We start from the raw sequence: 11658 nt of genomic DNA on the forward strand, positions 1-11658 counted from the left end.
CATGCGGTTCAAACGCCCCGTCCAGCGCTATGGCGATAGCCCTGAACCCGAAACTCCGTACCAGAAAGCGGCGCAAATCTGGGATGAACGCGTAGGCACAAGTCAGGCCCAGGCCGCGAACTGGCGGCTGATGGCGCTCAGCGCGTCCGTTGTCTCCCTCTGTCTGGCAGGCGGCATGATCTGGCTCGCTTCGCAGAGCCGCGTCACGCCCTATGTCGTAGAGGTCGACAGTCAGGGCGGGGTGAGGGCGGTAGCGCCCGCCGCTGAGACCTACCAGCCGAGCGATGCGCAAGTTGCGTGGTTCCTGGCGCGGTTCATTACCAATGTTCGGTCCTTGTCGATCGATCCGGTGCTGGTGCGTCAGAACTGGCTTGAGGCCTACGCCTTTGCCACGGACCGCGCGGCACAGGCCCTCAACGCCCAGGCTCAGGCCAATGATCCGTTCGCAGGGATCGGTGAGCGCAGCGTGACGGTGTCGATCTTGAGTGTGGTGCGGGCGTCGCCAAAGAGCTTCCAGATCAAATGGAAGGAACAGGCCTATGTGCGCGGATTGCCAGACAAAACAACCTACTGGACGGGAATCCTCAACATCCAGCAGACCCTCCCCAGGCGCGAAGACGTTCTGCGCAAGAACCCGCTTGGCCTCTACGTCACCGACCTTTCCTGGTCACAGGATTATAGCGGGCCGGAAACGAGGCCGCCCGTCGTTGCCCTGACCCCCTCATCCCCAGAAGGAGTGCAGCCATGAAGGCTATCATTGTGACCTGTCTCGCCGGGTGCTGTCTTACGATGATGTGGCCTGCGGTGTCTGACGCCAGTCCCGCTCGAAAGGTCTCGCCCACTGCCCGCGCCATTCAGGCCGCGAACGCGGCCGCAACCCAAGGGCCAGAAACAGGCAGCTATCTCAATGCCGTTCAGGTCTATACCTTCACTGAGGGCACGCTTTACCGGCTGTTCACGGCACCAGACAAGGTCAGCGATATCGTCCTTCAGACCGGCGAGAACCTGATCTCGGTCTCAGCCGGCGACACGGGCCGCTGGGTGATTGGCGATACCACTAGTGGAAGCGGGGAGGGCAAGCAGACGCATATCCTCGTCAAGCCCTATAGCGCGGGGCTTAAAACCAACCTGATCATCACCACGGATCGGCGGACCTATCATCTTCAACTAGAAAGCTCCCGGTTTACGGCCATGGCGGCGGTCACCTGGCATTACCCCCAGGATCAACTCTTGACGAAAAAGCTGGAGGCACACGTTGCGGCAACGTCCCCGCCCGTACCTGTCATTATGGGCTTGCCGCTGGAGAGCCTGCGCTTCGCCTACCGCATAACGGGGGCAAAACCGGCATGGCGGCCCGTTCGCGCGTTCGACGACGGCCAAAGGGTCTATATCGAGTTCCCTGCCGATCTGGCCCTGTCGGAAGCGCCACCCCTGTTTGTAGTGGGGGCAGACGGCATGACTGAACTCCTGAACTACCGTGTTCAGGGCCGGTTCTATGTCACAGACGTCCTGTTCAGCGAAGCGGAATTGCGTCTGGGCGCAAAGCGGCAGGCGGTCGTTCGCATCACCCGAACGGGTGAGGGGACGGCTAACGCACTGGGGGCCCGTCATGACTGACACTGCCCCCCATCCTAAGGTCGATCCCGAAACTCTGGTTCTGCGCGCCCAACCGCGCCGCATCATTCGCTTCAAGCGTCATGTGCTGGTGGCATCTGCCGCCGTGGCCTGCGTGTCATTGTTCGGTGTAACATGGCTGGCGCTTGGGGCGTCAGCGCCCCGGGTGGTCGCTCAGCCTGAAACCTTCAATCCCGACAAGGTCGTGGACACGCAGAGGGCACAGCCCGACAAACTGAGCCAATTGCCGCAAGCCTATGATCAGATCCCAGAGGGCGTGCCTCATCTGGGCCCGCCTTTGCCGGGCTATCCGGGAGATCCAGTTCTCCGGGAAACGCAAGCGCCCGCGCAGGAGTGGCGGTCTGGCGATGCCGGAGGCGGTGGCGTGTCCGCGCCCGCGCCCGTCAGTGGGGTGTTCTTCCAGATAGCGCCTCGCCTCTCAACGATTGCGGAAAAGGCCCCACCGTCTGACATCCGACCGCTGGATGTCGTGATGTCGCAGGTGCCGGTCGGCCCGACCGAAGGTGTGTCTCTAGCCAAGCCCGATTTTGTCGACCGTAAAAGCCTTGGCGGTGTCTACAACAGCCACCGCCTTGAGACGCCAATCTCGCCCTATCAGGTGATGGCGGGCACCGTCATCTTCGCCAGTTTGGTCACTGGCCTGAAATCTGACCTTCCCGGGTTCGTCATCGCCCAGGTCTCGCAGCCTGTCTTTGACTCGGTTTCGGCCCAACACCTGTTGATCCCGGCAGGCACGCGGCTATTGGGGCAATACGACGATCAGGTCGCCTTTGGCCAATCCCGGGCGCTGGTCGTGTGGAAACGCCTGATACTCCCCGATGGCGCCTCCCTCGAAATCGACAATCTGCCAGCGACTGACACGGAGGGCTATGCGGGTCTGTCCGACAAGGTGGATTACCATACCTGGAGCCTGCTCAAGGGGGTGGGGCTATCGACCTTGCTGGGTTTGGCTTCGCATAGCGGCCAGTCCGACGATGACAGCGACCTTGTGCGCGCCTTTCGGGACGCAACCCGTGACACCGCCAATCAGGCGGGGCAGCGGATAGTTGATAAGGCCCTGAGTATCCGGCCCTCTATCACCGTTCGTCCTGGCTGGCCGGTACGGGTCATTGTGCACAAGGACCTCATTCTAAGACCTTACACGGGAGCCATCGGCCATGGCTGAACTCAAACTCCCGAAATTACCGGACCGGACGCCGGTGAAACTTACGATTACCTTGGGTGCCGAACTCAATCAGGCACTCAAGGAGTATGCAGAACTGTACGAGGCGACCTATGGCTCCTCGGAGCAGGTCGTCGACCTGATCCCCTACATCCTCGATGCATTTCTCCAAAGTGACAGAGGATTTTCTCGCGCTATCCGGAAATGACAAGCGCATGTCTTTCATGGGCTTATCCGACAAAGACCACGGCGATGAAGATAATTGGGCGAACATTGTTTTTTACGCCATTGACTCGCTCTCGGGTTGTGCCAAAGTGTGAGGCATCGGAGGGGAGCCATGACCAGACGAACAGTTTTCGCCGTACTTTTGGATGACCGGCAGGCCCAGAGCGATCTGTACTATCGCGCCTCGTTTCGAGGCACGCTCACGGCGTGCAGAGATCGAAACGGGCAAACAGAACCAGTCTCAATAGTCACCTTGACGAAGGCGGATTATGAGGCCGCCGAGCGCGTTGAACCGATCAAGATGTATTCCTCGACCGGGACTGAGATGTTTGGATCAATCTACCGACTGAGGGGGAAGTAATGGGCGTGAGGTTTGCGCTTGGCGCTACTGTCGTTGGCTTCGCGGTGTGTTTGAGCGGTTGTGTCGGTTGGGGTGAAAAGCCGGTCGTCATGAAGCGCTATAACGCCGTGTCCAATGACAGCCCGGAAGATTACCCGACGATCGAGGTATCAGGCGTTGCCCGTGAACAAGCCGGGAAGTCCGCCAAAAAGATTGCCTTGGTTGAGTTGTCCGATCGTGGACAGGCCGCATTGATCAAGGAGTCAAAGGGCAAACCGCCGGCATTCATATCCGAGGACAAGGGGGCGGGGAGTTTGATGGATGTCCAGAACGCGTTTGATCGGTCAATTACGATATCAGTGGCGCCTGCGAACCCCCTGCCGCCAGGTGACCGCATCTCAAGCCTGCAGCTTACCGTTCAACCCGTCGGTCCGTGGAAATTTCTCTCCTGGGATAGAGCAGCCAACGAAGAAAAGACCATAACCGTCGGAACGGTTTCCGTCTCGGACACCAACAAGGTGAGCGCCTCCACGAGCTTTATCTCGAACGATCTCATTGAACCTCAACTGGGTGTCGAGCGTGGTCAGTCGATTACCCAGGGTCAAACGGTGATCGATGAAAGTCGTATTGCCGCTCACATAAATGCAGCGGGCGGCGCGGTGATCTATCAGAAAGCCGGTTGGATGAAGGACCTTATCGGCAATATCACGATCGACGCCAAGATTGGCATGGCGCCGCCAGCCATGGATCTCATTAGCGATACCTTTGCACTTTTCTCCGGGATGAATTCAAAATCCGAAGATGGAAAACCAGGTGCCGCCAGAGACGTTGCCTTCTCGGAAAAGGTCGTCTTCCGTCCAAAAGACAACGAGAATCCTGTGTGCGGCGAGATCAAGGTAACCTACACGGTCAGGCACATCCTTGGGGGCCAGGACACGTTTACAGAAGCCGATGATACGGTGAACTTTTTGGCTGTGAACGATGTGGTGGCGCCCAAATTTGTCTTGATCGAGCCACTGGTGCAGCCAATCTATCTTCTCACTTTGAATGGCACGGCAATGCATTTCCAGATGGGTAGCCGTATAGGGGTGATTCAGTTTCAGCGGCTGGATGACGCGATGAAATTCCGAAACTGGTTGGAAGCGAGCGACATCAAACGAGGACAACTCAAGAACGTCCGCCTTGGGTGGGCCCTCGACACTTTCAGGCCCCTAAACAGGCAGGACCTCAATGCCCTAACGGTCACACTGATGAACCGGACACAAATGGAAACCGCTGCAAGGAACCTGGTTTCTGGATGCAAATAGCACCAAACTTTCGCCGTCTCTTATGCTTGGGAGGAAAGCCACCTGCTTTCGGCCGCATACCCAAAATGATCCCCTACAAGCGATCTTGTATCGTCGAAAAAGAGTGAGCCGCGTCCCGTCAGGGACTTTGCTCAATCTGTTGGCGCAGAGTGGATACGTGGTACCAGCTGGGTACGCTTAATGAGAAGCCGGATGGACAGGCAGATGGTGAGGAGGTCCTCATTAGCCCGTGGCTTATGGTAAACCGTGCGGATGTCGGCGAAGCTTGTGAGACAATGTGCGTACCTACGGGAGGGTCGTTTTCCCTGAACAGCGCCATATTCCTCGCTCACGAGGATCTATGACTTTCGGCGCTGATGGCTGCCTTCGTCGCACGCGAGGATAGCCGTTGCATGCGGGCTGAATCGCGCGACAGGTTCAGGCGGCTTCTGTTTCCACGAATAGGGTAATGCCATTGGGAACGGTTTCGGCAGCGCGCTTCGCGCTGCCATTCAAGTCAACAGCCTCGATGATCCGAAACTCGAGCGTCTGACGTTGCGGGCTTTGGGATCCCGTCCACAGGGCGAGGATTTCCGTATCTCCGAGACCCGTCTCCAACTGGAACCTTGCCACGGCTTCGGCTGCGGCTTCTTCGTCGGTGTAGTCGTATTGACGATCTGCAATATCAACCGAGATGGCCATGAGTGAGCTCCGCCTTCAAACTTTGCACATTCTCTTTGTACTACGAATGTTCTCGTGTGGCACGTCCTTTTTTTGGCGATTTGACGAGTTATGGCCATTTGTCGAAGCGTTGAAGCGCGCCCTGAACGCGTTTGGACGACGCGGACGGCCCTCTCAAGTCACAAGGTGAGGACTCGACTTTTTTGCCACCCAAGTTGAGCCGAACTCGGAATCGATGTCCGATGTTTCAATGACCGACGCAGCAGCCACACGACTGGGACTGAAAATCGAGCGAGACATACTCGATGCGTTGCAGAGGCATCCGGACGGCTTGACCATCGATGAGTTGCGATCTGTGCTCGGCAATCCCGTCAATCAAGAACACTTGGGACGACGTGTCCGTAAATTGCGCGAGCGGTTCCATCTTCCACTCATTCGGCTGGGCAATCGGCAGGTCTATGTATTAAAAGGCCCCCGCTCGGATAGCGTTGGTTCTGAAACCGCTGTTTCTCAAAAGCTACGCGCGGAAATCCTTCACTTGGCACGCGGACGCTGCCAGATGTGCGGGCGAACCGTCTCGGAGGACGGGATCAAGTTGCATGTAGACCATAAGATACCAGTGGCGTGGGGCGGGGTCACAGTGGCTGAGAATTTGTGGGCGCTGTGTGCCGGCTGCAACCAGGGCAAAAAGAACCATTTTGCCTCCTTCGACGATGGCGATATGAAAGCCATACTTCTTATCGAGTCGGTACATGAGCGCATAGCGCAGTTCCTGAAGCGTCATCTCGGCACGCCTGTTTCATCCCTCGACTTGGAGTTCGTCGCCAACGCCACTGAGCGTCAAGAGGATTGGCAAAAGCGTCTGAGGGAATTGCGCTATCCCGTCGTGGGCTTGGTGATCGAAACGAGTCGTAAAAAAGTGCAGGGCTTTCACCGCAGCTTTTACACCCTCAGAAACTGGAAGGATCTACCAGCCGGACATCAAAAGCTAATCCGCGAATGGGAGAAGCCCGCTAACCGCAAGCGTCTTTGCTTGGAACTCGGTATCGGCTGATTTAATCTCACCATGCCGCGGCGGGGCGTGATGACTGCTTGAAACGAGGCCGAAAGTCAGATGCCCTCTGGACTTTGCGAGGCGGTTGGCATTTCGACCTGAATGACGAACTGGATATCCAAGGGGCCGGTTGGCGCGATTACGGGCGCTTTGGGCCCGGAGCCTAATCGATGTGGTTCGCATTCCGTAAAAGTTCGATCTGATCCTGGGTGACGGGCGTGACGGATATGAATTCGTCAGCCGTCACCGGCCCGAGACCTAACAACTGAATCAGCTCTCTGTCGCCCTTGCCCCAGAGGAGCGCAATTCCTTTGGGCGCAAGTAGGTCTCTGGCACCGCCATTGCGCCGGATCCGCTTCATGTAGTCATGTTGTTGAGCGAGCGCTTGCACCTGCTGCCGAGAGACAGGCGTGCGCTGCAGCCTCTCGAAAAGCGCCGCAATGCGCGCCGTTCCCGCGCCAGCCGCGAGGATCGCGTGGCGCTCTTCAGCGGGCAGTACCTCCCAGAAGTTGGGGGGATAGGGATGGCGGTATAAGAGCCACCAGATGTTGGCAGTGCTCGCTGCTGAGATAGTACGCTTTGCATCGCGGTTCTTGCCAGGATTGAGGTATTCCGGTCTCACATTGATGAGCCCGACGTCACAAAGGGCCTTTGTCTCATTCACCCGTAACAAGAGGGCCGGATGTCCGTGGCTTTCGAGGGGGATTGTCCAATTCCCGCCCATGGTGTTCTTGATGTCCACTTCCACACCGTCAACCGACAGATCAAGTGTCCGGCCTTTGGGCAGCGCAAGATGGTTTCGAAGGAGAATCTCGATCTTTGTACCGAGATAGGTTTTCTCGGTTTTCTCGGTTTCATTTAGCGTGAAACGGTTGGTTCGGGGTGCGTCGATCACTTCATCGATGGCCTGACGAAACAGCGGAGGTATGCCGTTCCTGAATGCATCCTCGCCGCCGCCATGCACAACAAGCGACTCCGCGATCGGCCTCAACAGGCTGTAGTCAGGGTGTTCCGGAGGAAGACGAATCGAAGCCATGCCTCGATCTTAAGATACAAGTCCGGGTGGAGTCTTTAGCGCGCCACCGATGCCGATGGGTAAATCGTGCGTCGTGCCATCGCTTCCTTCAACTTGCTAGCCACCGCCCGTGCGACCGGAGGGGGGAACGCATTGCCAACCTGTCGGTAAGCCGCTGTCTTCCGGCCGGAAAAAGCCCAGGCATCATCAAAGCCCTGGATGCGCGCTGCCATACGTACAGTAAGCTTCGGCATGCCGACGAAATCACGCTCTGGCGCCTCGTCGGCCAATCCTTTGCCATTGACGCCCAAAGACGCCCAGGCCGCCTTCGCACGCGTCGGCCCAAGGTCCGGGCCTCCGTGTTTCTTCGATCCACCAACCAAGGTAGGGGCGATATCATTTGCGCGGTCGGCCCACGTTTTCGCGCCCCGCCAACCCTTCGCCGCCATCAGGTCATGAAGGGTTTCCCCGACTGTGGGGGCGTCAAACGCCCGTGGTTGCGGCCACTCGAATGCGTCCTTGATATCATTGCGTAAAGCCACGATCACCACGCGCGGGCGCAATTGAGGCACACCGTAGTCAGAGGCATTGAACAAGCGCCAATGCGCCTCATAACCCATCTTTTCCAGCTCGCGGCGGATAAATCCCCTGTAGTCTTCAAACACGGCCCCCAAGAATCCGCGCACGTTCTCGATCATCACGGCCTTTGGCTTTGTCTCATCAATCAGCCGAATTGCGGCGGGGAACAGATTACGCTCGTCCTTCTCGCCAAGCTGCTTTCCGGCGATAGAAAACGGCGGGCAGGGGAGGCCGCCGGCGAGCAGGTCAATCCCTCGATAGTTTTGTGCAGAAAACAGGTTCAAATCGTTTTCATGAACGGTCCATGAGGGACGGTTCAGGCGTAGGGTCTGGCAGCAATCGCTGTCGATTTCGACCAATCCTTCGTGACCAAAGCCCGCCAATTCCAGGCCCCGGGCTTGCCCGCCGGCTCCTGCGCACAGCTCTAATGACGTGAAGGGATGGGTCATGGAATCACCGGGAACATTGTGTGAACGAACGCTAGCACATCCCCCGGAAATTCGTCAAAAGCTTAGTGAGGTTAAAGCCCATCTTTTGGCGCATTGGCTTCAAAGATCCTGTTATCAACAAGGATTTTGTGGCCGGCAGGTGGGGCATCCGCCTGCTTGAGGGCCTTCCCTTGTTTGGGTCGAGCATGAGTGCTCGGCCCTTGCCTTGGATTTTGTAATGAGCCGAGTTTCAAAACTTACCCCGCGGATGATTTCCAATTTTTGCAACGTCCGTATCGCCCCGCTTCTGTCTCCCCGGGAAACGGAAAGGCTTAGAGACTATCTCTTGGATCTCCTTAAAAGGCGCGAGTTTCCGCCATATGATAGGCATCGCATCGATTGCTGGGCCATAGCGCAGGGAAGCGGTTTGGATCATGAACGACTTCGCTCGGTGAGAGCTCAGATCCAGCCGGTTTTCGATGCCATGTGTCGTGCCCTTGCGGACATGGGGCTGCCGCGGACCAAGCCTGAGATGAGGGCCGGGGAAGTTAAGACGACTGCAGGCAGCGACGAACCAGACCGCTTGAGGCGAGGGCGACCTCCCAAGAGCGAGGTGGTTGGCATTGCGGCTAAGCAAGAACGTCGCAAGACGGGGCCTAAGCCAAAAGTGGTCATTGCCTTCCCCGAGCCGAAATGGACGGACTGGGTGGATCTGCCGACCTTTGGGCAATCCCTGGCCATGCATATGCGAAGGCATGGGGATAGTGTGAAACATCTGTGCAAGGCGGTCTCCGACGATGAGTTCACACTCGATACCCATGCTCTGCGGCAATGGACCTCGGAGAGGTCTTCACCGCATTCCGTGCAAAGTTTGCTGATCCTGCACCGGATTGAACGGCGCTATCGTCTGCCAAAGGACTACTTTCGAACCCGCCTGCCTCATCAGAGTCGGGCGGCCCGTGGTAACGTTCTGGACGGCATCGAACCCGCGATGCGCCGGAGACTGGCTTGGCACCTGCCCGACGATTTCATGCGCCGTAATGAGGCAGATCAGGAGGAAATAGTGCAATGGGTTATGACGAACGTGGTCACGGGGACAACGGATTACCGACGATATCAGGCCGCAGCAACCAAACAGAGATATGGATTGCGATTCAAGAGTATTCGTAATGGCCGTATTTCAGCGTCTGTGCGTTCCCCAGCATCGGTCGAGGATGATGTATCCGAAGAACTCGAGATGGCGACGATTGTTGCGCCCGGCGAACTGGAACAGGAAATGATGGACCTCATTCGGTTCAAGACGTCCACCTTGACAGCGTTCGGTTTTCAGAGGAGCGGCGTGTGGAACGAAGAGACAGCCGATCAAAAAGTCGAGCATTTTGGACTGCTGTTCGGTGCATTGATCGCGAAGCCCGAGAGTCCGGTTCGAGGGTTTGGGATGTCGCGTAAAGCTCTAACCTTTGCGATCCTTGCCGTGCCAGCTGTGTGGGACTGGTATTTGCAATGGCGTGAGCAACGCCGTGGCTTCTTCACCGCGTGGGAAAGCGATATGTTGAATATCGCTCAGTCCCTTCTCAGAGAGGAGACCGGCTGGCTCCGGCAGATGCCACATCTCGCTCGCCGTCTGCGGCCAGTTCCGGGACTCATATCTGCCGAAAGCGTCGAGCGGGCCCGGTCCGACTGGCCTGCATTCTGTGACGAGGGGTTCAAGCACGCGCGACTGCGTGAAAAGGAAATCGTGCGAGTTGCCCGAATTCATCGTGATCCGTTCGAGCCGATACTACCGATATTGGAGGCCGACAGCCCAGTGGGAGAGTATCGGCGCATAACCGATGAAATACTGCGCCTCATGCCCGATGAGGAGCGATACCCTCGCGCGGCTGCTGAAGCGGTGAGATCATTCCTTCTTCTGCGCCTTGGTCTGCATCTCGGACTTCGACAAAAGAACCTTCGCCAGCTGCTTGTTTGCCCTCGCGATAAGGTTCCGACGAGTGAGCGGCATCTTGAGGACAGACGGTGCGGAGAACTGAGATGGAGCGTACGCGACAACGGATGGGAGGTCCTGATACCCTCCATCGCCTTCAAGAACTCAACATCTTCTTTCTTTGGCGCCAAACCATTCAGGCTGCTTTTACCTGATCTCGGTGGGCTTTATGGGATGATCGAAGCTTGGATATCCAGGCATCGCGCTGTTCTTCTCGGACCGGCCGCGGATCCCGGTACATTTTTCGTGAAGACTGCCAAGCGCAGTAGCGTATCGGCAGCTTACGAACAAACCACCTTTTACGAGGCTTGGCGCCTCACCATTCAGCGATATGGAATCTACAATCCGTATACAGGGCGGGGAGCCGTAAAGGGGTTGTTACCGCACGGCCCCCACAACGTAAGAGACGTTATTGCTACCCATATACTCAAGCAAACGGGATCCTACGAGCAGGCTAGTTACGCCATTCAGGACACGCCGGAAATGGTGTCGCAACACTATGGCCGGTTTTTGCCCCAAGATAAGGTCGCACTGGCTGCACAAATTTTAAACCGGGTCTGGGAAGCCGCCTAGAACGGATGACCTCGCCCGAGTGTAAGAAACCGAAGGGAATCTCTATGCGATAGTTGGACGCGTTGCGCTCTTTATGGTAGCATTTCGTTGGTTTGGTACGACTTGCATTCAGGAGCGAGGAGAGGGCAGGTGTCGAACAACAAGCTAGACGCACCCATTGAGGTATTGGGGCTCAGCCGACGGGCCTATAATGCTCTGAAGTACCGTATGTCGGCAGACGCGGGCGTTTTTGCCTTGGTCCCGGATCCGGTATCAACCGTCCGGCAAGCAGCCAAGCTAACGGAAAGAGAGTTGAACACCCTTCCTTCCCTGGGCCCGGTTTCAAAGCGGGAGTTGAAAACAAAACTGATGGCTTTTGTGAATGCGAGGCCCTTGTCGTTAAACGAAACGGTCAAGACGCAGCGTGGTTATGGCGAAGTCGTTCACGTTTCGGCGGGTCAGGCTTGTCTTAGATTTCCCGATGGGCGATTGGCTGTCTATCTCGTTACAAGTCTAAAGCGGCCCGATGGCTCGTTAATTATCGAATAACTAGGCATTCAGGATTTCACTCACCATCCAGTGCCGTATGGTCCGTCTCAGACAAAGTCACCTGTCGCCTTTTGATGTACCAAGACATACGGATTGAACCCGGCTTAAAAATCTCGCAAATTCGTCAGTCCCAAAAACCATGAATATCAGCGTCTTACTTCGAATTCT

General features: G+C 56.9%; 11 protein-coding genes. 8 read left to right on the top strand and 3 right to left on the bottom strand.

Annotation, left to right across the window (positions count from 1 at the left end):
* Position 1 precedes the first annotated feature (1 nt).
* From trbF to AACH73_RS13205, 5 genes are all read left to right on the top strand, one after another.
* A complete protein-coding gene (gene trbF, locus AACH73_RS13185; RefSeq protein ID WP_338736228.1) occupies positions 2 to 748 on the top strand; it encodes a conjugal transfer protein TrbF in 747 nt (248 codons plus the stop codon).
* Entirely contained in the window at positions 745 to 1617 is an 873-nt protein-coding gene (trbG, locus tag AACH73_RS13190) for a P-type conjugative transfer protein TrbG (RefSeq protein WP_338736229.1), read from the top strand. The genes trbF and trbG overlap by 4 nt, the downstream gene beginning before the upstream one ends.
* The gene (locus AACH73_RS13195; RefSeq protein ID WP_338736230.1) at positions 1610 to 2800 is read left to right on the top strand and encodes a TrbI/VirB10 family protein; all 1191 of its coding nucleotides are present in this window, start codon (positions 1610 to 1612) and stop codon (positions 2798 to 2800) included. Before trbG ends, AACH73_RS13195 begins: the two co-directional genes overlap by 8 nt.
* Complete coding sequence (locus AACH73_RS13200; protein ID WP_338736231.1) at positions 2793 to 3005, top strand: DUF2274 domain-containing protein; 213 nt, start codon at positions 2793 to 2795, stop codon at positions 3003 to 3005. Before AACH73_RS13195 ends, AACH73_RS13200 begins: the two co-directional genes overlap by 8 nt.
* 377 nt (positions 3006 to 3382) lie before the next feature.
* The gene (locus AACH73_RS13205; protein WP_338736232.1) at positions 3383 to 4669 is read left to right on the top strand and encodes a hypothetical protein; all 1287 of its coding nucleotides are present in this window, start codon (positions 3383 to 3385) and stop codon (positions 4667 to 4669) included.
* Positions 4670 to 5086: 417 nt separating this feature from the next.
* On the opposite strand, the gene AACH73_RS13210 is transcribed toward AACH73_RS13205, so the two are convergent.
* The gene (locus AACH73_RS13210) at positions 5087 to 5350 is read right to left on the bottom strand and encodes a hypothetical protein (RefSeq protein ID WP_338736233.1); all 264 of its coding nucleotides are present in this window, start codon (positions 5348 to 5350) and stop codon (positions 5087 to 5089) included.
* Between the two features lie 214 nt (positions 5351 to 5564).
* Between AACH73_RS13210 and AACH73_RS13215 the strand changes: the two genes are divergently transcribed.
* The gene (locus AACH73_RS13215; RefSeq protein ID WP_338736234.1) at positions 5565 to 6383 is read left to right on the top strand and encodes an HNH endonuclease signature motif containing protein; all 819 of its coding nucleotides are present in this window, start codon (positions 5565 to 5567) and stop codon (positions 6381 to 6383) included.
* Between the two features lie 163 nt (positions 6384 to 6546).
* On the opposite strand, the gene AACH73_RS13220 is transcribed toward AACH73_RS13215, so the two are convergent.
* Together AACH73_RS13220 and AACH73_RS13225 are read right to left on the bottom strand one after the other, a co-directional pair.
* A complete protein-coding gene (locus AACH73_RS13220) occupies positions 6547 to 7419 on the bottom strand; it encodes a NaeI family type II restriction endonuclease (protein ID WP_338736235.1) in 873 nt (290 codons plus the stop codon).
* A 35-nt stretch (positions 7420 to 7454) separates the two neighbouring features.
* On the bottom strand, positions 7455 to 8426 hold the full coding sequence (locus AACH73_RS13225; RefSeq protein WP_338736236.1) for a DNA cytosine methyltransferase: 972 nt from the start codon (positions 8424 to 8426) through the stop codon (positions 7455 to 7457).
* A 406-nt stretch (positions 8427 to 8832) separates the two neighbouring features.
* On the opposite strand from AACH73_RS13225, the gene AACH73_RS13230 reads away from it, so the two are divergent.
* Positions 8833 to 10962: a hypothetical protein gene (locus AACH73_RS13230; protein ID WP_338736237.1), complete on the top strand. Its 2130-nt coding sequence runs from the start codon at positions 8833 to 8835 to the stop codon at positions 10960 to 10962.
* Positions 10963 to 11091: 129 nt separating this feature from the next.
* Complete coding sequence (locus AACH73_RS13235) at positions 11092 to 11490, top strand: hypothetical protein (protein WP_338736238.1); 399 nt, start codon at positions 11092 to 11094, stop codon at positions 11488 to 11490.
* Positions 11491 to 11658 lie beyond the last annotated feature (168 nt).

Source organism: Asticcacaulis sp. DW145, assembly GCF_037101385.1.
Taxonomy (GTDB): domain Bacteria; phylum Pseudomonadota; class Alphaproteobacteria; order Caulobacterales; family Caulobacteraceae; genus Asticcacaulis; species Asticcacaulis currens.